The organism is Methylomonas sp. Uni0011 (assembly GCF_056850255.1).
Genome location: NZ_JBVVNO010000005.1, coordinates 116,995 through 142,168, shown reverse-complemented (window position 1 = coordinate 142,168; position 25,174 = coordinate 116,995). Strand labels below are relative to the sequence as shown.

At 55.0% G+C, this 25,174-nt stretch carries 13 protein-coding genes and 2 riboswitches; of the genes, 8 read left to right on the top strand and 5 right to left on the bottom strand.

The annotated features are described in order from the left end of the window. Nucleotides 1-20 precede the first annotated feature (20 nt). Nucleotides 21-626, bottom strand: a complete 606-nt coding sequence (locus AC0IM9_RS09195; RefSeq protein WP_482803806.1) for a glutathione S-transferase family protein — start codon at nucleotides 624-626, stop codon at nucleotides 21-23. 186 nt (nucleotides 627-812) lie between these two features. Then, nucleotides 813-2,009, bottom strand: coding sequence for a hypothetical protein (locus AC0IM9_RS09190; protein WP_482803805.1), 1,197 nt, complete (start codon nucleotides 2,007-2,009; stop codon nucleotides 813-815). A gap of 177 nt (nucleotides 2,010-2,186) precedes the next feature. Here AC0IM9_RS09190 and AC0IM9_RS09185 point away from each other — a divergent pair, with 177 nt between their 5' ends. Continuing rightward, a complete protein-coding gene (locus tag AC0IM9_RS09185) occupies nucleotides 2,187-2,408 on the top strand; it encodes a hypothetical protein (protein ID WP_482803804.1) in 222 nt (73 codons plus the stop codon). A gap of 84 nt (nucleotides 2,409-2,492) precedes the next feature. Then, complete coding sequence (locus AC0IM9_RS09180) at nucleotides 2,493-2,747, top strand: GNAT family protein (RefSeq protein ID WP_482803803.1); 255 nt, start codon at nucleotides 2,493-2,495, stop codon at nucleotides 2,745-2,747. A gap of 202 nt (nucleotides 2,748-2,949) precedes the next feature. Here the strand turns inward: AC0IM9_RS09180 and AC0IM9_RS09175 are convergent, their stop codons facing one another. Together AC0IM9_RS09175 and rpiA are read right to left on the bottom strand one after the other, a co-directional pair. Then, on the bottom strand, nucleotides 2,950-4,623 hold the full coding sequence (locus AC0IM9_RS09175; RefSeq protein ID WP_278211697.1) for a formate--tetrahydrofolate ligase: 1,674 nt from the start codon (nucleotides 4,621-4,623) through the stop codon (nucleotides 2,950-2,952). A gap of 203 nt (nucleotides 4,624-4,826) precedes the next feature. Next, a complete protein-coding gene (rpiA, locus tag AC0IM9_RS09170) occupies nucleotides 4,827-5,504 on the bottom strand; it encodes a ribose-5-phosphate isomerase RpiA (RefSeq protein ID WP_140912831.1) in 678 nt (225 codons plus the stop codon). 152 nt (nucleotides 5,505-5,656) lie between these two features. Between rpiA and ilvA the strand changes: the two genes are divergently transcribed. After that, nucleotides 5,657-7,180 (top strand): threonine ammonia-lyase, biosynthetic, encoded by a 1,524-nt coding sequence (gene ilvA, locus AC0IM9_RS09165; protein WP_482803802.1) that lies wholly within the window; start codon nucleotides 5,657-5,659, stop codon nucleotides 7,178-7,180. Between the two features lie 72 nt (nucleotides 7,181-7,252). Continuing rightward, a complete protein-coding gene (ppk2, locus tag AC0IM9_RS09160; RefSeq protein ID WP_482803801.1) occupies nucleotides 7,253-8,035 on the top strand; it encodes a polyphosphate kinase 2 in 783 nt (260 codons plus the stop codon). A gap of 360 nt (nucleotides 8,036-8,395) precedes the next feature. Here ppk2 and AC0IM9_RS09155 read toward each other — a convergent pair whose 3' ends face one another. Continuing rightward, nucleotides 8,396-9,508 carry a hypothetical protein gene (locus AC0IM9_RS09155; RefSeq protein ID WP_482803800.1) on the bottom strand — a complete coding sequence of 371 codons (1,113 nt, stop codon included), beginning with the start codon at nucleotides 9,506-9,508 and terminating at the stop codon, nucleotides 8,396-8,398. A gap of 443 nt (nucleotides 9,509-9,951) precedes the next feature. Continuing rightward, nucleotides 9,952-10,033: riboswitch (cyclic di-GMP riboswitch) on the top strand. Nucleotides 10,034-10,073: 40 nt separating this feature from the next. Between AC0IM9_RS09155 and AC0IM9_RS09150 the strand changes: the two genes are divergently transcribed. The 4 genes from AC0IM9_RS09150 (at nucleotide 10,074) to AC0IM9_RS09135 (ending at nucleotide 24,997) form a co-directional block, all read left to right on the top strand. Further along, on the top strand, nucleotides 10,074-10,859 hold the full coding sequence (locus tag AC0IM9_RS09150) for a VPLPA-CTERM sorting domain-containing protein (RefSeq protein ID WP_482803799.1): 786 nt from the start codon (nucleotides 10,074-10,076) through the stop codon (nucleotides 10,857-10,859). Between the two features lie 62 nt (nucleotides 10,860-10,921). Next, complete coding sequence (locus tag AC0IM9_RS09145; protein ID WP_482803798.1) at nucleotides 10,922-12,598, top strand: hypothetical protein; 1,677 nt, start codon at nucleotides 10,922-10,924, stop codon at nucleotides 12,596-12,598. Nucleotides 12,599-12,742: 144 nt separating this feature from the next. After that, nucleotides 12,743-14,467, top strand: a complete 1,725-nt coding sequence (locus AC0IM9_RS09140; protein WP_482803797.1) for a ShlB/FhaC/HecB family hemolysin secretion/activation protein — start codon at nucleotides 12,743-12,745, stop codon at nucleotides 14,465-14,467. A 308-nt stretch (nucleotides 14,468-14,775) separates the two neighbouring features. Then, a riboswitch (cyclic di-GMP riboswitch) is annotated at nucleotides 14,776-14,853 on the top strand. Nucleotides 14,854-14,893: 40 nt separating this feature from the next. After that, entirely contained in the window at nucleotides 14,894-24,997 is a 10,104-nt protein-coding gene (locus AC0IM9_RS09135) for a filamentous hemagglutinin family protein (protein ID WP_482803796.1), read from the top strand. Nucleotides 24,998-25,174: the final 177 nt, after the last annotated feature.

Below are 25,174 nucleotides of genomic sequence, written 5' to 3'. Positions count from 1 at the left end.
CCGCCTCATCGTTCCGCCGCTTAGGCTTGCCATAGGCCCGGCATCGGGACGTAGCCAGGCAGGGCGCGGATGCGCTGAAACCAGGCGACGATGTTGGGGTAATCGCCGATGGCGATGCCACCTTCCGGCGCCAACGCCAGGTAGGGGTAGACGGCCAAGTCGGCCAGCGACAGCCGGTCGTTGGCCAGCCAATCGTGGTTTTGCAGATGGCCTTCGACGATGCCCAGCACTTTGTCGGCGACTTGTTGCGCCCGCGCCGTATCGATGGCGCGGCCGAACTTGTGATGCACCCGCAGTATGGCCGGGCCATTGAAGATCTCGTTGGCGGCGGTCGAAAGCCACGCCGCGATTTGCGCCAGTTGGTAAGCGTCGCCCGGCCACCAGGTCTCGCCGCCGTAGCGTTTGGCCAGATACACCAAAATGGCCTGACTGTCGCGAATCGTCAGGCCGTCGTCCTCCAGCACCGGCACCTGACCGAACGGATTGACTTGCAAAAAGTCGCTGCCGCGTTGCTCGCCGCCCAGCAAATCCACCGGCCGGGTTTGGTAAGGCAGCCCCAGCAGGCTCAACAGCAGCCGGACCTTGTGGCAATTGCCGGATAAGGCCATGTCGTAAAGCGTGATCATCTAAATTCCCTTGGTTTTGAAGTATCCACTATTGATAATTTAGCCTGAAGCCGAGGCGGGACTAAAGGGTATTTGAATGGAATGCTACGGGCTAAAAATTGGCCGCTTAACGCTGTAAATCTCCGGATGCCAAAAGACGCAAAGCGAACCGGCGCGGCTTTTGGCAGTCCGAGTGAATTTGCATTGTTAGCTTTCAATTTCACTGACCTCTAGCAGCCAAATTGCTGCAAGGGAAATAGTGGCTTTATTACAGAGGTGAATATAAGCGCTGTAAGGAATTTCATGGCGCGCCCCCGACCCACCACTTCGATAAATTATTTTTTCACCATCACGCCAAATTGACGCATGATGAGAACCATTGCGTAGGGTACTATCCAAGCAATCAGTGAATGCTGAAAACTCCGGGACTGTCTCAAACGGCTTAGCTCTTTTTGCCTTCTCCACATCTTTGGTGTATTTACTCCAGCTCATCGTCTGGAACTGATCGTACGGACGACCAAGACTCATATTGTTAAAAGCGGCCAATGTGGATATAGCAGTTGTTAATACCTCGAAGGCTTGACCATAATAAAGCTTCACCTGATCAAAAGACTTTGAACCGATTATACGATCCTGGACATCGTCGTCACCTAACCGGGCATGACTCAGCAGCTGAGTAAACTGTCCGTGGTATCTGAAGTAATCTGAAAAAGTGTTCAAATAAGCAGCTGTTCGCTCTTCTTTCAATTCCGCGTTGTAGTATGCAGAAAACCGCTTCACCTCCTGAGGGTAGTTCTTTTTTATGTTCTGGATGAGAGTGATAGATGGTTGAAGGATATTTGTAATCTGAGGGTATAGAAGGTCAGTAAAAAAACTGATGAGCACTTCATCTGTATTTTCAGCTGTCGTCTCCGGCCGATATTCTTGTCGTTGCCGCAAGAAGTCAGACCGTAGTCTTTCGATTTTCTTGTCTGCGTCATGCTTGGCTTCAAGTGCCACTGCTCGCTTCACCAAGCTCCAGATATGCTTGCAATTTGGAATCTCGAAAGTACCTGCAAGGTCATTCTGATATTTGCCAATTGTTGGTCTGACATGCGGAATAATCTTTGCGCCTTGTTTCAGAGACACAAAACTCATTGGAGAGTGGTATTCAGCTTCAGTAAATGCGAAGTTTGGGTGTAAATTGATAAGCGTCGAATTATCTTGCTCGCTTCGCATTAAGGAAAAGTTTTCCTCCGCTGTAAACCAAGCCCGTGGAGCGTCGGTGCGTACTGCAACAGTAATACTCGATCCGCATTCTCCGCAGTCGAAGTAATGCTCCTGGTAGGTTTCAATACCTACTCCAGCCCGGAGAGTATGAGGATGATCGCAGGTAGCGCATTTTCCCCAACCACGAATTACCATAAGTCTTTACCTTAGAAGCTAATTAGCAATTAGAAAGTTCTGTATAACATCAATGATAGGCGGCTATGACTGGTAATGATTTGATCGTCGCCATTGAAACACGCCACGTGTCAGGCAGCAGCGGGACGATTTTACTCGACCAAGCAATGTAAATGGAATTAACCCTAAGTGAGGCCTATGTCACCTATATCGTTTCGAACCGCGTCCGCCTCGGATGAGCCGTTCTTATGGCAAGCACAGTATTTCGCAGCCTTGCTCAACCAGCAGGACGAACCGGTGGCGGCGGTTAGGGCCGACCCGCGTCTGGCTTGCTATGTAGGCGGTTGGGGCCGGGATGGCGATATCGGTGTCGTTGCCGAAAGCGGCGACCAGCCGGTCGGCGCTGCTTGGTGCCGTTAGTTTGCGCCGCAGGCGCCGGGTTGGGGTTGGATCGACGCGACAACGCCGAAGCTTTCGCTTGCGGTGCTACCCGAATTTCGGCACATGGGTCTGCGTATCGCTTTACTGGAACGCTTGATCGTCGCCGGTTCCGAGCACCACGCCGCGCTTTGTCTGGCAGTGCGCACCACCATTCCAGCCTTGCTGTTGTACCGGAGGCTGGGGTTTCGCATACTGCTGGAACGAGATTTCTACAACCTCAATGGGGTGTTGTCTCACGTCATGGTGCGCCGCTGCGACGGTCCGAGACGGCTGGACCCAGATAGCGTGCCGCACTCTATGCTTGGGCCGGAGAACTGATCATTGCAGGTTTTTTGGGGTGAGCCGCGATAAGCCGTTACCCGATTCGAGCAGTCGTCCCGCGGCATGACCACAGGGCGGGCCGTTGAGACCACGCTGGGAGCCAAGAATAGCGAATCCCCGAGGGGGCGCGAGGGATTCGCCGGATTGTCGAATTGGTGTTCTGGGCCGCGCCGATAGACGGGCCCGCTGGTTGATAGGGCTAGAACAATCCGCTAATCACGCCGTCGTCGCTGATATCGATACGTTCGGCGGCCGGGACTTTCGGCAGGCCGGGCATGGTCATCATGTCGCCGGCGATAGCGACGATAAAGCCGGCGCCGTTGGCGAGACGGACTTCGCTGATTTCTACGTTATGACCGCTGGGCGCGCCCTTGGCGTTGGGATTAGTCGAGAACGACATCTGCGTCTTGGCCATGCAGATCGGGAAGTGGCCGTAGTTAGCTTGCAAGGCCTTGATGTCGGCCATGACTTTCGGGCTGGCGCTGACGCTGCCGGCGCCGTAAAGCTTGGTGGCGATGGCTTCGATCTTGTTCCACAGCGGCAGCTCGTCGTCGTAAACGTAATTGAAGGCCGGCTCGCGGTTATCGACAATGTTCAACACCTCGCGCGCCAGCTCTTCCGCCCCGGCGCCGCCGTGCGCCCAATGCTTGGCGATCACGCATTTGGCGCCCAAGCTTTCGCATTGGTTTTTCAGCCATTGGATTTCGGCGTCGGTGTCGAAGGTGAAATGGTTGATGCTGACCACGCACGGCAGGCCGTAGTGGTTTTTGATGTTGCTCAGGTGGCGTTCCAGGTTGGCGAAGCCTTTTTCCAACGCGGCCAGATTTTCCTGGTTCAATTCGTCCTTAGCCACGCCGCCGTGGAATTTCAGCGCCCGTACTGTCGCCACCAACACCACCGCCGACGGCTTCAGACCGGACATGCGGCATTTGATGTCCAGAAACTTCTCCGCGCCCAAATCGGCGCCGAAGCCGGCCTCGGTGACTGCGTAATCGGCCAGTTTCAGCGCGGTTTTGGTGGCAGTGACGGTGTTGCAGCCGTGGGCGATGTTGGCGAACGGGCCGCCGTGGATGATCGCCAGATTGTTTTCCAGGGTTTGCACCAGATTGGGTTTGATCGCGTCTTTCAACACCGCCGCCATCGCGCCGTGGGCGTTCAGGTCGCGGGCGTAAACCGGGGTGACTTTGTCCGATTTGTAGCCGATGACGATGCGGCCCAGGCGCTCTTTCAAATCGGCGCGGCTGGTGGCGAGGCACAGAATCGCCATCACTTCCGAGGCAACGACGATGTCGAAGCCATCTTCGCGCAGATAGCCGTTGGCCGCGCCGCCCATGCCGACCACGATCTTGCGCAAGGCGCGATCGTTCATGTCCATCACCCGCTTCCATTGGATGCGGCGCGGGTCGATGTCCAGCTTGTTGCCGTGGTTGATGTGGTTGTCGATCAGCGCCGACAGCAGGTTGTGGGCGATGCCGATGGCGTGGAAGTCGCCGGTGAAATGCAGGTTGATGTCTTCCATCGGCACCACCTGGGCGTAGCCGCCGCCGGCTGCGCCGCCCTTGACGCCGAAGCAGGGGCCCAGCGACGGCTCGCGCAAACAGATGATGGTTTTCTTGCCGATGCGATTCAGCGCATCGCCCAAACCGACCGTGGTGGTGGTTTTGCCTTCGCCGGCCGGGGTCGGCGAAATGGCGGTGACCAGTATCAATTTACCGTCGGCTTTATCGGTCAGACTGTTGACGTATTCCAGGGAAATTTTGGCTTTGTAATGGCCGTATGGGTCGAGATGTTCGGCCGGGATGGCGAATTTTTCTCCGGCCAAATCGATAATAGGGCGCATTTTTGCTTGTTGGGCAATTTCGATGTCTGACATGTTGAATATCCTGGATACTAAATTAAAGCTCGAAGCGGCGAGGAGACCGGCTGACGGCGGAAATGGCGGCTATTTTAGAGGGCAACGGCCGCAGCAGCCAGAAAAAATCGGCGGAGCGGCGTCTTTTATGACCTGCCGAGGGCAGGGCGGAACAACTAACGCTTGCCGCCCGGTGGCGGCAAGCTTGCTTAGACAGGCGGCAATCAGTAACTGATGACTTCGCTACCTTTACCGACCAACACCACGTCGGCGTCGCGCATCGCGAACAGGCCGTTGGTGATGACGCCGGGGATGTTGTTGATCGCTTGTTCGGTGCCGACCGGGTCGACGATGCTCATATTGTGCACGTCCAGAATCTCGCAGCCGTTGTCGGTGATGTAAGGTTGGCCGGTTTCCTTGTTCATGCGCAAGATCGGTTGGCCGCCCAGTTTGACCAATTGGCGGGCGACGAAGCTGCGTGACAGCGGCAGCACTTCCACCGGCAGCGGGAACTTGCCCATCACGTCGACGCACTTGGTCTCGTCGACGATGCAGACGAATTTCTTGCTGGCGCCGGCGATGATTTTCTCGCGGGTCAGCGCGCCGCCGCCGCCTTTCAACATTTTGCGGTGCGGGGTGACTTCGTCGGCGCCGTCGACATAAATGTCCAGGTCGCCGCTGTCGTTCAATTCAATGACTTTAATCCCGATCGATCTGAGGTGCTCGGTGGTTTTGATCGAGCTGGACACGGCGGCTTCGATATCGTTTTTAAAGTTGCAGTCGGCCAGTTGGTTGATCAAATGCGTCACCGTCGAGCCGGTGCCCATGCCGATGATCGGTACGTTTTTCAGGTATTGCAATGCGGCGGCGGCGACTTGTTTTTTTAATTCGTCTTGAGTCATGTGTGATGGTCCTGATGGTTATGCTCTTATGAATCCTGACACGGCTTTCAACCCGTCATTGTGTGGGATAATACCCGATTAACGCTGATCGCTCAGCAGTTTTTAAGGCCAGGAATGCGCGGCGCGACAGGATGCTGGCGCCGAGGATAGCGATGCTGAATTACATAGAAAAAATATTGCGGGCCCGGGTTTACGACGTGGCCGAGGAAACCCCGCTGGACTATGCGCCGACCTTGTCTGAGCGAGTCAACAACCGGGTCTATCTGAAGCGCGAGGACCTGCAGCCGGTGTTTTCCTTCAAGCTGCGCGGCGCGTATAACAAAATTGCGTCGTTGACGCCGGAGCAGACCGCCAACGGCGTGATCGCCGCCTCGGCCGGCAACCATGCCCAGGGCGTCGCGTTGGCGGCGAAACGGCTCGGCATCAAAGCCTTGATCGTGATGCCGAAAACCACGCCGGAAATCAAAGTCAAATCGGTCAAGGCGCGCGGCGCCAAAGCCGTGTTGCACGGCGACTCCTACGACGACGCCTACGCTCACGCCATGGAATTGGCCGCCGAGAAAGGCATGACCTTTATCCACCCTTACGACGACCCGGACGTAATCGCCGGCCAGGGCACGGTGGCGATGGAAATTTTGCGCCAGCGCAACGGCGAGATTCACGCCATCTTCGTGCCGGTCGGCGGCGGCGGCTTGATTGCCGGCATCGCCGCCTACGTCAAATTCGTACGGCCGGAGATCAAAGTCATCGCGGTCGAGCCTGACGACGCCGATTGCCTGAATCAGGCCTTACGCGCCGGTGAGCGGGTGGTGTTGGAGCAGGTCGGCCTATTCGCCGACGGCGTCGCGGTCAAGCAAATCGGCGCGGAACCGTTTCGGATTGCGCGGCAGTTCGTCGACGAGGTGGTTACGGTCGGCACCGACGAAATCTGCGCGGCGATCAAGGACATTTTCGACGATACCCGCTCGATGGCCGAGCCGGCCGGCGCCTTGGCCGTGGCCGGCCTGAAAAAATACGCCGAACTCAACGGTTTGCAGCAACAAACCCTGATCGCGATCGACAGCGGCGCCAACATCAATTTCGACCGGCTGCGCTATGTTGCCGAGCGGACCCAAGTCGGCGAGCATCGCGAGATTTTGCTGGCGGTGACCATTCCCGAGTCGCCCGGCAGTTTCCTGAAATTCTGTAAAGCGCTGGGCAAACGCAACATCACCGAGTTCAATTACCGTTATTTCGACCCGACCATGGCCCAGGTCTTCGTCGGCATCAGCAGTAGCGGCGCCGAGACCGACCGGCAGCAATTGCTGGAGCATTTGGCCGCAGAAGGCTTTGCCGTGACGGATATGACCGGTAACGAGTTGGCCAAGGACCATATCCGGTACATGGTCGGCGGCCATGCGCCGTACGATGTCAAAGAACGGGTTTACAGTCTGCAATTTCCGGAGCGGCCCGGCGCCTTGTTGAAGTTTTTGATGGCGTTGGGCAGCCAATGGAATATCAGCCTGTTCCATTACCGCAACCACGGCGCCGCATTCGGCAAGGTGTTGATCGGCTTGCAGCTCGGCGATGCGGAAGCGGTGCATTTCGAACAATGCCTGAACGCGTTGCAACTGCTTTACCGGCAGGAGACCGGGAACCCGGCCTACCGCTTGTTTGCCGGCGGTGCTTCGACTTAGCCCGGTTTCGGCAAAAACTCCGGGAGCGTGCTATTTTCCAGTAAACCCTTCAACCCGGAACAGGCGGCGGACATGAGCAAAAAACATCAAAAACAGGCCGAGGCACCCGATTACAAGGACGTGCTACACGAATTGCAGGTGGAACTGGTCAAGCTGCAAAATCACATCATCAAGCACGGCGACAAGATTTTGATTTTGTTCGAGGGTCGCGACGCCGGCGGCAAGGACGGCGCCATCAAGCGCATCATCCAGCATCTCAGTCCGCGCGAAATCCGGGTGGTTGCGTTGGGCAAGCCGTCCGACCGCGACAACAGTACCTGGTATTTTCAACGCTATACCGCGCATTTGCCGGCGGCGCAGGAGTTGGTGCTGTTCAACCGCAGCTGGTACAACCGGGCCGGGGTGGAGCGGGTCATGGGTTTTTGCAGCGACAACGAATACCACGAGTTCATCGAAACGGTTTCGCATTACGAGCAACTGCTGGTACGCTCCGGCATCAAGTTGCTGAAGTATTACCTGGACATCAGCAAAGGCGAACAAAAAAAACGTCTGGGCCAACGCCAGAAAGACCCGTTAAAACAATGGAAAATCAGCCCGATCGACAAGGAAGCCCAAAAGCACTGGCAAGCCTACAGCGAGGCGCGCAACATCATGTTCGCCAGAACCCACCACTTATCGGCGCCGTGGACCATCGTCAAAGCCGACGACAAAAAGCTGGCCAGAATCAATTTGATCAAGGATTTGCTGTTCCGGCTGGACTACAAAGGCAAGAACGAAGCACTGGTGTTGCCGGACGCCGATATCGTGTTCAGTTACGAAGAAAGTTATCTGCACAACGGCATGATTGCGCCGTGACCGGTGCGGTTTCGGCCGGAGTATACCGTCGCCGTTGACGCGGCATCGGCTTGGTCCGGGAAGGCTGGCAATGCCAGCCTTCCCGCGGCCCGATCGTAAATCACACCCGACGGCCAGGATTTTTCAGCACCCCACTGGCCCAACCGACCGCTACCGACACCCCTTGCGCCGGAATCCGACCGTCGTCTCCGGTCCAGCTCCGGCCGCGCCGGAAGATTGCTCGCCTCCACTCGCCTTGATCGAAACCGCCCAATTTGGCACAAGGCTATTGAGCTGCGTCGAACCGGCCTTGACTTTTGTCTCCCCAAACCACCGCCTGCAAGCGTTGTCTTGTAACGAGGTTCAGGAATTTCGCCGGTTTCACAGGCTTAATTCGCCCGATGCAACTTGTTTTACCGGAATGCAGGCGGGGCAGGATACCTGCAGCAACTCGCCGCTATGGCGGTGGCGGATCGGCCGGGCCCGGCCGTCGGTTTGGTTCATGGCCTGAAATAGCCGGTTTTCCTCGGCGATCACTTCATGTTCGTGTTCGAAAGGATACAGCCCCGGCGCCAAGCCGCCGCCGGCGATGAAGTGTTCGCTATCCAATAGCATCAATTTGGCGTGCAGTAATTCGTGCAATAAAGCGTCGGCCGGAGCGATGCTGCACGCCGGGGTAGCGTCGCAGCCGGGGTCGCCGAGCAATTGCGCGCCGAGGCGGGTATCGAAACGGATCGTCACGCTGCTGATGCCGAATTGGTTACCGAATGCCACGGTTTGCCAAGCGCCGGCCTGGTAATCCAACCCGATTTTTTGGCCGCGTAATTCGCCGATCAGCGCTACTGCCTGCGGATAACGCGAAAAATAGTCCGCGATGGTTTGCAGATCGGCGTTGACCGTGGGTGGGTCGCCTGATTTTTTTTGGTAGAGCGATTGCAGGAACTCGGCGATGTCGGCTGCCGCGGCGGAATCAACCTGCACGTTCGTCTGTTTTTGGCTGTAGGCGGCGAGTACTTGCGCCGCTGACGGCGGATGCCAGTGGCGCAAACGAATCACGCCATCGCCGGTGTTGGCGCTAGCGCCGAGCGGACTTGGCAAATGCTGGCCGGCCACCACGTTGACCGGCAAGAGTTCATCGGCGCCGATGCTACGCGAGACCGCGCTGAGGCCGATACAAAAACTCAATACCAGGCCGATGCCGCGGCGGCGGTTGGCGTCGGCCCAGGTTTGCTCGCGGCGGCGGGCATCTTCCTTCAGGTACAGCGCATAGCGTTCGGCGATGGCTTGCAATTCGGCGAAGGCCGCCGGCTCGCTCCGGCTCAGGTCGGCTTGGCAGACCAGGGCCGGGCGGCCGCCGATTTGGCAGGGATGCAGAAAATTGCAATCCGGGTGCTGCAGATACCAACGGTTCAACGCCGAGGTTAGGCCGGCTAAGTCGCCGATCGGCGGCTGTGCGCCGGCAAAGGCCTGGTGCAAAAGGTCGATTTCTGTCATGCGGGAAGGTTCTGGTTTGAGTCTGCCGGCGCGGGGCCAAGTGGTTCAGCCACTGTAGCAGCCGCGTAACCAGACCGGCAAGCCTTGCTTGTCTTGTTGCGCTCGCTCCGCCGAGTCTGAGCGATTAGGAAGATTTTGCAACCAATACAACAGCATAGCCATGGCCTGAATCCCGGATTCGCGCGGCCGTGTAATACAAATGTATTACGTTTCATCAAACTGTAACCGACGCGTAACGAAAAACCTCGATTTCAACTGAAATAATTTGCCGCAACTGGAACAGCGCCGGAATGCGCGATGGTTCGCACAGTTAGGGATTGGACAGGGAGCAGGGACGGCACGCAGACGGAGCGGCGAGGGAAGAGGTTAGGGAGTCGGCGGTGGATACAAAAATGGTAGCGGGGAGAGCGGCGCCATCTCGGTGCATTGGTAAGACTAAGGAAGTGTGTAAAAGCCAAACCCGTCGCGAGGCGGGGACGGAAAGCTACGGATGTTGCCGCCAGGCAAGATGGCCGGGTTGTCACCTTGTGTATTTATTTAATTTTTAAATCATCAAGGAAACAAAATGAAAAATCTGAACAAAGCGTTATTAGCTACAGCTCTTTTGGCATCTTCAGCGGGTGCGAATGCGGCGATTTGGGCGTCGTCAACCACCGGTGCAAATGAAGCGTTTTTGTCTGTTTACGACAAAACTCAAAAAACCACGTTTACGCTGGATTTGGGTGTAACTTACAACGACTTCTTCAACAACAAGGATAATGCTGCTTATTCATTGTCTTTTGATTTGAACGCTCTGACTGCTGGTTCTCCAAATGCAAAATGGAGCACTTTCGCTGCCAATATGGATGCCGCCAATACTTCTTGGGGTGTAATGACCACTAACGCTGCAAAGATGTTTGTTACTGGTGAGAAGCCTATAGCTAAGCTTGCCAACCTGGCATCAGCTAACGCAATTGCTGGTGCAATTAGAAATCATGTTAGCCAAGTCAACACAGGTGCATTAGCTGACAACGTTGGCGTTGCCAACGCTAACCAAGCGTCAACCAACAATAGCTCTATCGTAGTTGATTCGGATACAGCCGGTACCGGTCAACATAATCAAAACCTGCCTTTCGCTACCATTTTTGGCCAAGTTTCAGCGGCCGATGCGGATATCAATGGTGCAGATGGTGCATTCTGGTTCTACAACCAAAACAACGGCAACAGCCAAACCTTGCAAAGCTGGCATATGAATTTGGCTGCAGGGAAATTGACTTACGCTGCTCCAGTACCTCTGCCTGCTGCGGTTTGGATGTTTGGCGCCGGTTTGATGGGCGTTTTGCGTTCTACTCGCCGTAAATACGCTGCATAAGACTCGAATCGGGGCGTTTTCCGCCCCGATTACCTTTATTACGTTCAATGAGAGACAATTTTATGAAAAAGTTAGTATTAGGCGTCGCTATCGCCGCGACGCTGTCTTCGGCAGGTGCGCAAGCTGCTTGGACATTCGGTCCAACCGGCGTCCCTGTAATTAACTCTGCCACCACCTACACGGTGCATTTGTCTGGTGCTTCTGCAGCGGAAAAATTCCTGGAAAAGCTGTTCACAGACGCAACTATCGTTGATAGCGAGCAAATCTGCGATACGACCAAGCCGATCTGGAAATTTCAAGATCCTGCAGCGACAGAGCAATATGCTTATCTGTGTGAAAGAGCACCGTTAAACACCTCGCTGCCGACTGGTAAAGCAAACATCTTGATCTACAAACGTAGCGCCGGCGGATCTGCGTTCGGTGTCAGCCCTATCGTTGCCGAAGCTAACGGCGATACTGCGGGCGCTTCCATCGAGTTCTTGAAAATCTCCAGCTCAACCACCTTTGCTAACGGCGGTTGCGATGTGGTTTCTAACCCGGTTGCGGGCACCAGTAGCACTAACGGTACTTTAGGCGTCGTGAAGTGCGCTTACGATCCGGCCAACCCAGCCAGACATGAAAAGAAAATTCCAGACTTTGGCGTTTCCGATGTCGATCCTGGTCAATTCAAAGGTTATAACGCGCCGATCGATTCGGCAACCGGCGCTCCGTATCCCGACGTCTCTACCGACGACGTGTCGAAACTCACCGTTAAAGCTGCCGCTGCGGTTATGTTTGGCGTACCTGTAACCAAAGGTTTGTACTTCACCCTGCAAGCAGCTCAAAAAGTGACCGGCCAAGTTCCGTCCACATGCGCAGTGGGTGACGAAACCGAAGCCTGTATGCCCAGTTTGACCAGTGCCCAGGTGGCTTCAATTCACAGTGGTCAGTTGGCCGATTGGAATCAGTTGAAAGTAGGTACTCAAGGTCTGTACGATTGGGCCGTGGCGCAGGGCAGTTTGACTGCTTATTTGCCAGCGGCCGGTAAAAGTTTTCTGCATACCTGCCGCCGCGAAAACGGCTCAGGCACTCAAGCACAATCTAACATCAAATTCTTGAGCAATCCTTGCAATGCGAGCGCATTAGCGCCAGCTGGTGACGCTGCAGTGGTTGGCGCTGCAGAGGGTGACGGTTACCCAATGATTCATGAGAACTCGACTTCTGGTCGCGTAGACGAGTGCTTGAATGAATTGAATGACGGTGTGAACAACTTGGGTACCGCATTCGATAATACTTTCGGTAAACGTTGGGCCGTAGGTATCCAATCTCTGGAAAAATCCACCACCACTTCTTCCAAGTATCGTTTCGTCAAAGTTGACGGTGTTGCGCCAAAATTGGTTAACGTCGTAAACGGCAGATACAAAGATTGGGCGGAAAACACTTTCCAATACTGGCCTTCACATTCATTCGAAAGCTTGCCGTTAGTTGACGCGTTGATCAAATCTGCAGCTTCACCAACGGTAATGAGTAAATTGAATACGTTCTCTCACACTTTCCACAACGCTGGTGCAACTGTCAGTGAGAAAGGTGCTTTCCTGGCCGTACCTACTAACTATGCGCCACAAGCCAACGGCGCATATAGCTTCAGCAGACCGGTAAACCCTTATACCCATGCTACCTCCAGCGCCGGCACGGACGCTTGCCGTTTGCCCGCGGTATATAACGACAGTGCTGCAGTCTTCGGTGACTCACAACTGTAAGGAATTCAGCTCGGGGCAATCCCGGCCGGAGCCACGGACGGCTCCAAACCTGCAAAACCAGCCGTTTTCGGACGGCTGGTTTTGCTGTTTCAGGGGCTGTTACGGCGGTAAGCAACGGTAACAGCACTGTCATAAAGTTTTAACGTGGCAGAAATAGAATTTAAGGCTACCGGCTTTCAACGGGAAAACCGGGCTTTAGGAAACAACATCATTTTTATGCAGGACACCGGAACGATAGCGCGCAAGCCATGGCTCAGGCTGGTTTGCGCCGCAGCAACCCTGATGACGGTTGCACAGGCAAATGGGGCGGCGGCACAGGCAGCGCCGGAGCAAGCCGCAGCGGTGCAGGGTGCGGCCGAGCCGCAAGCGCCGGCAACCTTCGATTTGCTGGAATTGCGGGTCAAGGGCAATACCTTGCTCGATAAAAAACAACTGGAACGCACGGTCTACCATTTTCTCGGCCCCAACAAGAGCATCGACAACGTCGAAGCCGCCCGCGGCGCCTTGGAAGACTTGTACCGCACCAACGGTTATCAGACCGTCGCGGTCGACATTCCGGAACAGGATGTCAAGAACGGCGTGGTCTATCTGCAAGTAGTGGAAGGCAAGGTATCGCGCTTGCGGGTCAAAGACAGCCGCTATTTCTCGCTGGGCAAAATCAAGGCCGGCGTGCCGGAATTGGCGGAAGGCAACGTGCCCAACTTCAAGAGCATGCAACAGCAATTGACGCAACTGGCCGGGCAAAGCCCGGACCGGCAAATCGTGCCGGTGCTGCGCGCCGGCGAGACCCCCGGCACGCTGGAAGTGGATTTGAACGTGAAGGACGAACTGCCGGTTCACGGCAAGGTGGAATTGAACGGCCGCAATACCTCCAGCACCTCGCGCTTGCGGCTGGTGTCGTCGCTGCGTTACGACAACCTGTGGCAGGAGATGCATAGCGCGTCGCTGATGTACCAAGTCTCGCCGGAAAACAATCAGGAAGTAGACGTTTGGGCCGGTACTTATGCCATGCCGTTGTTCGATAGCGACAGCCGGTTAGCACTGTATGCGGTCAGTTCGTCTTCCAACGCGCAAATCGCCAACGCCGGCGCCTTGTCGGTGATCGGTATCGGTAACATCTACGGTGCCCGCCTGGTCAAGCCCTTGAAACCCTTGGCGGATTACTTCCATACCGCGACCTTGGGCATGGATTACAAGGACTTTCAGGAAGACGTGAATCTGCTCAGCGCCGATTCGATCAAGACGCCGATCAGCTACGCACCGTTTCTAGCGCAATACAGCGGTAGCCTGCGCGGCGCTGAATCGTTTACCAGTTTTGATATAGGCGCGCATTTCTCCTTCCGCGGTTTGGGCAATAACCAGAAGGAATTCGAGAACAAGCGCTATCTGGCCAAAGCCAACTACCTGTTTTTGACCGGCGATTTGAAATTCCAGCACGACCTGCCGCTGGGCATGGAAGTTTACAGCCACGTCGCGGCGCAAGTGGCCGATACGCCGCTGATCAGTAACGAGCAATTCTCGTTGGGCGGCGACGAAAGCGTGCGCGGTTATTTCGAGACCCAGGCGCTGGCCGACGATGCCGTGTTCGGTTCGGTGGAACTGCGCTCGCCGCATCTGGGGCCGAGCGACTGGGAGTTTCTGAACAAATTCAAGCTGCTGGGTTTCCTGGACGTCGGCCGCGGCTGGATCAAGAACGCCTTGCCGGGCAACGTCCGCAGCAATTTCCTCAGCGGCGGCGGCTTCGGTGTGCGGTTTCAAATCTGGCGCAAACTCAGCGGCGCGCTGGATATCGGCATTCCGTTCACGACCCTGGCGCCGGTGCAAAGCGGCGATCCGCGCGTGCATTTTAATATCGCGACCGAGTTTTAAAATAATACGAAGCAGTATTTTGTAATTTATTTGTAATATTTATTTAATTGGGTTTTGGTTTTCAAATTCGTTGTTGTCATAATATTGACATTAATTTTATTTAATACCTTGGTACAATTATTAATTCAGGTTTAAATATTAAACTGAGGTTTGTTGGTTTTTAATAAATTTTGTCGAATATGCGCAATTAGGGGTCGTTTGATAATTGGGTCTATCTGGTAATTAAATTGCGCGGTGCCGAATAACTTTTTGATCGACTTACCCATAACGACGCGAATTTATTGAAAATAAATTGAAGTAGTTAAATTTCATTCTAAAGCCAAACCCGTTGCGAAGCGGGGACGGAAAGCTACGGGTCTTTCTGCTAAGACAGCCGGGTTGCCGCCAGAGCGCTGGTGTACCTTAATTGATCGAGGCAACCTAGACATGGCCAAATCCGCGGCATTTCCACGGCAGACATCCTGCGAACCGTTCCGACTCAATCCTTTGGTGGCTTGCGTCCGTCTGGCGCTGACCGGCGGCATGCTGGTGGGCAGTGCCAGTGCGGCTTGGGCGGACACCGGTCTGCCGATTCCGGCGGCAACGTGGGTCACCAGCGGCGCCGCGACCAACCAGATTATCGGCAATACCCTGCGCATCGATCAAACGACCGACAAAGCGATTTTGAACTGGGACAAGTTTAACGTCGATGCGGGAAAGACCGTCCAATTCGTGCAGCCGAACAGCCAATCGATCGCTTTGAATCGGATCAATCAGCAAGACCCCAGCCGGATCTTCGGCCAGATCATCGCCAACGGCCAGATTTACCTGTACAACAAAAACGGTTTCGTGTTCGGTAAGGAAGCGGTCGTTAATGCCAATAGCTTCATGGCGAGTACCTTGAACATTACCGATCAGATTTTCAATCGAGGTATAGCGAAAGTTTACGATGAAGACGGTGGAGCAGCGCTTGTTATCGAACCGATGCAACCCGGCGACGCCTTAGACCCTAAGACGGTACAAATACTCATTGAGGCGGGCGCCAAAATTCATACGGATAAAGCCGGGCGTATCATTATTGCCGCTCCCAAAATCGAGAATAGAGGCACTCTAACGTCCGAAGAGCAGGGTCAGGTGATTCTCGCTGCGAGCCAGGACAAGGTTTATCTACAACCAGCCGACAAAAACAGTCCGTTTGCCGGTTTGATAGTGGAAGTGGATACCGGCGGTAAGGTTTCCAATTTTGGCGATATTGTCGCCAGACAAGGCAACGTGACCATGGCCGGTTTTGCCGTGAATCAGCAAGGCCGCATCAACGCCACCAGTTCGGTTAAGGTTAACGGCTCGATTCGTCTACTTGCACAGGAACAGCACGGTAAGCTTGGCAATACGTTGGTAGCCACCAAAACCAGCCGCGATACGGACCTGGGCGACGGTCTGGGAACCGAGGCCAAAACCACTTTGGCCGCGGGTAGCGTCACTCAAGTGGTTGCGGATCAAGCCGGAGGGAGCGCTATCGACGAGCAAGCGCAACCGAATGCTTATATCGAAATTACCGGCAACACCGTGCATATGCAATCCGGGGCAACGGTCAAAGCGCCCTCCGGCCAGGTCAATATCAAAGCCACGGACAATTTAGCCACTCCAACGCTAGGAACCAAGGGCCGGATTTATTTTGAAAAAGGAGCTGTGGTCGATGTTTCCGGGACTAAAGGTGTCGTAGCGCCTATCGAGCGCAATGTAGCTGAAATTTCCGTACAAAGTTTTGAGTTACGCGACGCGCCGGTTCAGAGAAGCGGTATTTTGAAGGGAGAGACCGTTCGCGTCGATTTGAGAAAAGGTTCGAAAATTGTCGATACCAGTGGCGCCAAGGCAAGGGTAAGTCGAGGAATCGACGAACGGCTGGGAGAAGGCGGGCAAATCAATTTATCATCCAGCGGCGACATCATTGTTAACGATGGCGCAACTTTCGATATCTCCGGCGGTTATGTGGATTATCAGGGCGGTTATATCAATACCACCAAACTGATGACCGACTATGGGCGGATTGTGGATATCAGTGACGCCGATCCCAAAGAGACCTACATTGCCATAATCGGCCAAGTCACCCAGACCCACAAGAAGTGGGGGGTGGAAAAGATTTGGAATTCGCTCGGACAATTGGGTCAAGGTACGTATGAGCAGGGTTATCGTGAAGCCAATGCCGCCGGATCATTGAATATTAAATCGCCAAATATGGCTTGGAATGGGCGTTTGATCGCCGGTAGCGACGCCGGCTTGTACCAGCGTTCGCCAAGCGCGCGTCCTGACGGTGGAACTTTTATTTTCGATTCAGCGGCATTTGCCAACTCGTTTTCGAACGTGCGTTTCCAAACCGGCAAAGACCCGGTAAGCATTGGCCTGAATCAATTGTTTCCGACGAATGACAAGGGCAAACCAGTTGATCTGGTGCTTTCTACCGATTTAACCAATCGTTCCAATGTGCAGCATGTCGTTGTCAGAGTAAACGGCAGCGCGACGGTCGCTGAGGACGCCAATATTCGAATGGTGCCGGGTGCAGAGTTTTCTGTGCAGGCGCTTGGCAGTGGTCACCCCATGTCCGCCAACGGCGACGGCGCGGCAATTAACGTGCTCGGACAAGTTCATGCGGCCGGAGGCTCGATAACCTTGAACAGCGGCCTGCTAACGGACAGCGAAGGGAATAAGGTGCTGGAGTTGCCCAGCGACTTGCATATCGGTTCGAAGGCGGTTCTGGACGTATCGGGGCGCTGGGTTAACGATCTTCAGGCTGGTTTCGATGCGGCGCAGACGGATCCGCTTTACTTGGACGGCGGCAGCATCAAACTTAGCGCGGTCGGTAATCTTTATGTGAAGGCCGGTTCCTCGATATCTGCGGATGGCGGTGCTCAACTGAAATTGGATGGCGATATTGTTGCCGGTAAGGGCGGCAGTATCGGTTTGAGCGCCAAAGGGCCAGTGGGGCAAGCTTCGACCGTACACCTCGATGGTCTAGTGCGTGCGGCGTCGTTGACTAAAGGTGGTAGTTTATCGATCAGCAGCGGTGAAATACTGATTGGAGATGTACTCGTATCGGCTTTGACAGATCCTATGCGTCTGACGGTCACTAACGGCGGTTTTGCTTTCGATCAGGAATCAGGGTTCTCGGAAATTAAGCTGAATAGTAATTTTGCCGGGTTGACGGTCGCTGCCGGAACTCAATTGGATTTAAAAAACAAAAATCTGGTACTGGATGCCTCGTACCTGAGCCGGTCGTCCGGCCATAGTCTTCGGGATTTTTCCCATTTAGAGTTATTGCCGGAAAACCTGCGGCAAGCTTTCAATTTGGAGTTGAGCTCCCAGTTGGATACCCGCATCGAAACCGGCAGCGCGGTCATCGCCGACAAAGGTTCGTCAATAACCTTGCTGAGTAACAGCGGCAACATTTTTGTCGATGGTCTATTGCAAGCCCTGGCCGGGCGAATTTCCCTGGAAATACGTCCAACCATAGCTCAAGAGTATTCGGCGAGTCAGGCGATATGGGTTGGCGGCAACGCCAACTTATCCGTTGCCGGCACGACACGCCTGAATCCGGTCGACCAATTCGGCTATCAAAGCGGCCAAGTACTGGACGGCGGTGTGATCAATTTCTATGCCGAGCGCGGCGCGGTGGTCCTGGAAGAAGGCTCGAAGCTCAACGTGTCCGGCACTAGAGCGCCCGTTGATATTTTGCAACCTTCAACCCGGTTGGGTTTCACGTACGCCAAAAAAATCGTCGGTTCCAACGCCGGTTCGATAAAAATCGCCGCCGCCGAGGGGGTGGTCATGGACGGTTCGATGTCGGCACGGGCCGGCTCGCCGGAGCTGTTGGGCGGTTCGCTGGCGGTTTCACTGAACCGCTCCCGGCGGTTTTTGCCTGACCAACCGAATATACCGTTTCCGACCGATCCATTGGTGATAAATATCGTACAGTCGGCGCCAAGATCATTGTCCAGAACGGCTAAATTCGGCGACGATTTTGCGGGTGATCTACTCGGCAAAGCCCTGTTGCGGGCGGATTTGGTGGATGCCGCCGGTTTTGCTGACGTGTCCTTGAGCAGTATCGGCAGCGTCGGATTTTTGGGGGACGTGCAGCTTAAAGCCGCCGAGCGCATTAGGATTGATGCCTCGGCCATCAATGCCGTGGGCATCGATGGCGGTGCCGCCGGTACTATCCGTCTGGACACCGGTTTCTTGCAAATCGGCTCCAGTCTGGATCGCAACTTGGCAAGCAACGCCGATGCGGGCGAAGGTCGTTTCACTGCCAACGCGCGTTGGATTCAACTGAACGGCGCTACCCAGTGGAACGGTTTTAACCGGATTGCGTTGAATAGCGCTCACGATATTCGGGGCGTCGGTTTGCGTAACGGCGACGAGCAACGCGATTTTGTCGGCGGCTTGGTGACCGCAGCGAATTTGGATTTGCGGGCGACGCAGATTTATCCGACCACGTTGAGCGATTTCACGTTTGCGGTCGTTAATAATCCTGAAGGCACAATCACGATTTCCGGTAGCAATACCGACGCACCGCCGTTGTCTGCCGGCGGTAACTTGACTTTTAAGGCGGCGCAGATCAACCAGAACGGCGTATTGAAGGCGCCGTTGGGGACTATCAACCTGCAAGCCACATCGAAATTGACAGTGGGCGACAACAGCGTGACCTCGGTATCCGCCAAGGGCATGGTGATTCCGTTTGGCGCGACACAGGGCGGCCTGGATTGGCTTTACCCGTTGGACGATTTACGTAATCTGGTGTTCGAAGCCGCGCCGGAAAAACGGGTGATTTTCGATGCTCCGGAAATTGATATCAAAACCGGCAGCCGCATTGACGTGTCGGGTGGCGGCGATCTTCAGGCTTATGAATTCCAGCCCGGCGCGGGCGGTTCGTTTGATTATCTGCAGCCGGGCAGTTCCTCTTACCAAGGCGGTTTTGCGATTTTGCCGACTTTGGGTAGCCAGTTGGCGCCCTACGACCATTACGAGTCGCAAAATTTTCCGTATGCGCCAGGTTCCACTATTTACTTGAGCGGTAGTGACGAGTTGCCGGCAGGTGAATACGCGATTTTGCCAAGCCATTACGCCTTGTTGCCTGGTGCGTTCCTGGTTACACCGCAAGCTGGAACCCAAGACCTGACTGTCAGACAGTCCACTGTTGATGGCCTATCCGTCGTGTCCGGTTACTTTATTCATGCCGGTAGCCGTGCGGCTGATGCCAGGACCGGTGGCTTCAAAATCGAAAACGGCGCGGATGTCCGGCAAAATTCCAGCTATGACATCAATCGGGGGGATCAGTTTTTCACCCGGAACGCCTTGAAGAAAGATGCGCCGCGTCCCGGGTTGTCGATTGATGCCGGCCAAATCTCTTTGGTGGCGCAGACCCGTCTGGTCATGGATGGCCTTTTCATCAGCGACGCGCTGGCCGGCGGGCGCGGTTCGAAAATGGATATTGCCGCGAATCGTATCGTTGTGACCAACCAACTCAGCGATACGCCGATTTCCGGAACGTTGGAAATTCTGGCCGAGAATTTGAACAAATTACGCGTCGGTAGCTTGTTGTTGGGCGGCGCGCGTAGCCGCAACAAGGGCAACGCCAACGAAACCGATTTGGCTGTTACGGCACAGGAAGTAGTGTTCGACGCAGATACCGAGATTCACGGTAGCGAATTTGCCGTGGCCGCGACCGAAAACGTCGAATTGCAAAGTGGTGCCAAATTGATTGCAGATCGGGCCCTAAGCAGCAGCGATAGTGTATTCAACGTCAGCGGCAATGGCGCGTTGTTAAGGGTTTCCAGCAGCGGGCAAGTGGCCCTGAATCGCACAGGTACGGACGGAACGGCCGGCCAGTTGAATCTGGCAGAAGGTTCCGTATTGAAAACGGATAAGGGTTCGATTCTTTTGGATGCCAGCCAGTCGTCGCAATTGCTTGGCGACATCGATATGACCGGCGGCTCGTTAAATTTGGCGGCCAACGTCATCAATATCGGCGAAGTTGGCGGATTGACCGGCAATGCGTTGAATTTATCCAATCGCAAATTGACCGACCTGACCGTCGACGAACTGATTTTGACCGCGCGCGATAGTATCGGGGTGTACGGTAACGTTGGCCGATTGGCGGCGGACGGCGAATTTCAACGAGACGATAACGGCGATATGCGGGCGATTTACTTTGACCATTTGGCGATCAACGCTGCAGGTCTTGCCGGTTACGGCAGCGGCACCAACCATGCAAAATTGGCGGCCGGCAGGCTGGATTTGCATAATCTGGCCGGCGCCGGCAACCACCAAACCGCCGACGGTAACGGTCATCTGGATCTCAGCGCCGATACCGTGGTGATGGGTAAAGGCCTGTTCACGTTGGCCGGGTTCGATAAAGCCAACCTGACTGCCAATAAAGTCTTCACCGCCAGCAACGTCGGTTCGTTGCAAGTCGGCAAGGATTTGAACCTGAATGCCGGCCTGTTGACGGCGGACGGCGGCAGCAAGTTGACGGTCAATGTCGGCGGCCAAGCGAATGTCATCGGTTTGAGCGGCGGCGCGACCGCCGCCAACGGTTTCGGCGGGGCGATCGAATTTACAGCGGATACGATAAGCTTCAATGCCAAGGCTTTGTTGCCTTCCGGTAGTTTGGGGCTTACAGCGTTGAAAGGTGACGTGATTTTGGGTAACCAGGCCAGTATCGATTTGGCCGGACGCAAGGTCGTTTTTGCCGATAAGGCGGTTTATACGTCGGGCGGCCATTTCCGGGCCGTCGCCGATCACGGTATCGTCAAGACCGGGGCGGATTCGCTGGTTAATGTCAACAGCGGCGGCAATGGCGCGGCTGGCGGCAGCGTGGAGTTTGCCGCTGCCGAAAAATCGGTGGTATTGCTGGGTAAATTGCAAGCCAAGGAGGGTAGTGCGGCGTTCGATGTCGGCGGATTCGACCCTGCGATCCGTTTCGATCAGTTGATGTCGGTAGTGGCCGGCGCCGGGGTAAACCAGTCGATTTATCTGCGTTCGCGCGGCGATGATATTCTGCAAAAGGGTGTGGCGATTAATGCCAAGGAAATTACGTTGGTCGCCGATCGTGGCTCGATCAATCTGGATGCTGGGGTTCATGCCGATGGCACCGGTCAGGGCGGCAATGTCAACCTGTATGCCGGTGACCGGATCGTACTGGCGACCGGTGCCGATCTAACCGCAAACGGTAGCCAGGTTGGTGCCAAGGGCGGTAAGGTGTTGCTGTCGGCTGTGGACGCCGATGGCGACAATATCAGCGGCATCGAGATTCAGGCTGGTTCGAACATTTCGGTGTGGGGCAACGGCGCTGAGGGCGGTTCGGTAGTATTGCGGGCCTTGCGTACTGCTAACGGCATCAATGTGCAACCGGTTGCCGGCAAGGTGGAAGGCTTCAGCAAGTTCTACGCCGAAGGGGTCAAAAAATACGCCAATGCTGATTTAGGCAACGATGGCCAAATCAATGCAGCCGATATTACCAAGATTCAAAACCAGACTTCCGCTTACATGACGGCTGCGAACATGCACAACGTCGCGGATTTGGCCGACGGTTTGCGTTTGGTAGCCGGCGTTGAAATCAATTACACCGGTGATCTGGCGCTCAAGGATAAATGGGATTTGATGGGATGGCGTTACGACGACGTGGCCGATACCGACCTCTGGGACGATGTTGCCGGCGGTTTGGTGATTAAAACCACGGGCGATTTTAACGTGGAAAAATCACTGTCCGACGGCTTTAAAAACGTAACCTTCACCTATAGCGGCGGTTCGGCAACCATCGTCGATAAATTGCAGGGTGGCGAATCGTGGTCCTACCATTTGGTGGCGGGAGCCGATAAAACCAGCGCGGATATCAATGCTACCGGCAGCACGGGCACGATGAAACTGAGCTCCGGTGCCGTGATCAGGACCGGCAGCGGCGATATGCATGTTGTGGCGGGCAAGGATATTACCTTCACCGATGGTTCGTCGTCGATTTACAACGCCGGTCGGCCGACTCAGGATTCGCCTTACGGCACGCTGAAAGATCGTTTCGTCGGTCAGTTGTTTTATAGCGAATATCCGGTGGCCGGGGGCGATTTGACGTTGAAAGCTGGCGGTAATATCGACGGGGCGGTCGTCAAGAATAACGACTTCAACGACTGGTTGTTCCGTATCGGTAACTGGAAAGCCGACACCGCCGACCATAGTGGGCAGCGGCCGACAGCCTGGGGTGTAACCATTGGTTACATCACCAGCAATACTCTAAACGCGGCCAAAGGCACAAAATCGTTCTTCCAGCAAAACGTCGGCTCGTTCGGCGGCGGCAATGTCAAAGTTTCAGCGGGTGGCAATATTAGCAATCTGGATGTGATGATGCCGACCACCGGCAAACAAGTCGGCATCGCGGACAATAGTTCCGCCGGCAGTTTCGACTTCTTATCCAATCAGGTTCAGGTCAATGGCGGCGGCACGATGACAGTTGTGGCCGGTGGCAACATCGCCGGCGGTAGCTATTTCTTGGGTAAAGGCGACGGCAGCTTGACGGCAGGCGGCCAAATCACCGGTGGTGACCGTTTCAAAAACGGTCCGGCACTTTTGATGGGCGACTCCGGTTTCAACGTCAGTGCCGGAAACGGGGTCAGCATTACCGGTGCATCTGACCCGATGATTTCGCACAAGGCCGATGTCAATTTCTTCAGCTACAGCGAATCCAGTAGGTTAAACGTAAGTTCGTTGTCAGGCGACGTGGTATTGGGTGCGGACGGTACTATTTTCCCAAGAACCAACCCTAATTCGAACCAGCAAGCGTTGACGCCTATTTATCCGGCGTCGCTGAATGCGGTTGCCCACGGTGGTAGTTTGCGGATTGCAAATGAAATTGTCTTGTTTCCGTCGGCGCAAGGCAATTTGAATTTATTCGCGAAGCAGGATATCAGCGGCGAGGTGGGTATTCGATTCGGTATGTCCGATGCTGATCGGAGTTTGTTGCCTGACGCTGAAACACCGGTGGCTCGGAATAATATGGCCGATGTTGTAGGCCGGGTCAGTCCTTTCGGCGCGCAGCCTAAATTGTTGCACGCCACAATTCCGGTTCATCTCGCTGATGATCAGGCGGCACGCTTGGTAAGTTTGCAAGGCGATATCAAAAACGTCGAGTTCAATTTTCCGAAGAAAACCCTGGTGAAGGCGGGGCACGATATAGTCAACTTATCGTTATCGCTGCAACATGTTAACGACGATGACACTACGCTAATCGAAGCCGGCCGCGACGTGCGTTATACCAGCGATCGCGACCCCAAAACGGGTGGTCTGCTAGATAATTCTGCAAAAATCGCAGTGGGCGGTCCGGGTGAGCTGTTGGTAAAAGCCGGTCGCAACGTCGATCTCGGCGCATCCGGCGGTATTTCGACGGTAGGTAACCTAGTCAATACCAGTTTGGCCGAGCATGGCGCCAACTTGACAATCTTAACCGGTGCCAACGGCGAATTGGATTATGGCGGCTTTATCGAGACCTATTTGACTGGAAATCCACTGTATGCCCAAGCAAATACGCAGTTGAAATCGCTGATTACAGGATTTATGCGTCAACGCCTGAATGACGAATCCGTAACCGACGAAACTGCGTTGGCCGAGTTTGCCAAATTGAAGTCGTCGGATTTTGTTGAGATTCAGCCCAAGCTTAATGCCATTTTGTTGCCGGTGTTCTTTAACGAAATTAAAGAGTCGGGTAAAGCATCCGCCGGAAAGACTAGTACCAACAGCCAACGAGGTTACGACGCGATAAGCCATTTATTTTCGGACAGCGATTGGCGCGGCGATTTGAGTATGTTCTTCAGCAAAATTCAAACTGTCGATGGCGGTAACGTCAACTTGGTTGTGCCCGGTGGATTCGTCAACGTAGGTTTGGCTACTTCTTTCGCGGGAGCAAAGCCACCGTCGGAGCTAGGGATTGTGGTGCAACGGCAAGGCAATGTTAACGTCATGGTCGACGGAGATTTCATGGTGAATACCTCGCGCGTGTTCTCTCTGGATGGCGGCGATATTATGGTTTGGTCATCAAATGGAAATATCGACGCGGGACGAGGCGCGAAGTCGGCAATCGCCGCGCCGCCTCCGGTAATCAGTTTCGATGATAAAGGTAATATGAAAATCGAGTTTCCGCCCGTCGTTTCCGGTAGTGGTATTCGGACGGCTGCAAGTTCGGAGGGTATGGAAGCTGGCGACGTGTTCCTGTTCGCGCCGAAAGGCGTGGTCGACGCCGGCGAAGCCGGGATCGGCGGCAAAAACGTGTTCATCGCCGCGACAGCAGTACTCGGCGCGCAAAACATTCAGGTCAGCGGCGTCGGCACCGGCGTCCCGGTCGCGGCCACCGGCAGCGTCGCCGCCGGTTTGACCGGAACCAGCAACCTGAACGCCGGCGTCAGCCAGATGGCGGAAAGCTCGGTCAACAACAGCGTCGGCAAGGACAACGGCAACTCCATCGCCAAGGCGATATTGGGCATGCTCAGTGTTGAATTGTTGGGCTTCGGCGACTAGCCGAAGCCGGCGGAATTGGCCGGTTCCAACGATTTTTCGCTCATTGTTATACGCATGTTTGTTTGGTGACCGTCATTCCGGCAGGGGGCGCCGGAATCCAGGCTGCAAGGATAGCTCGAAGCTACCTTCCATGGTGTTGGATGCCCGAGTCCTGCCGGCATGACGGCACTTCGCTGG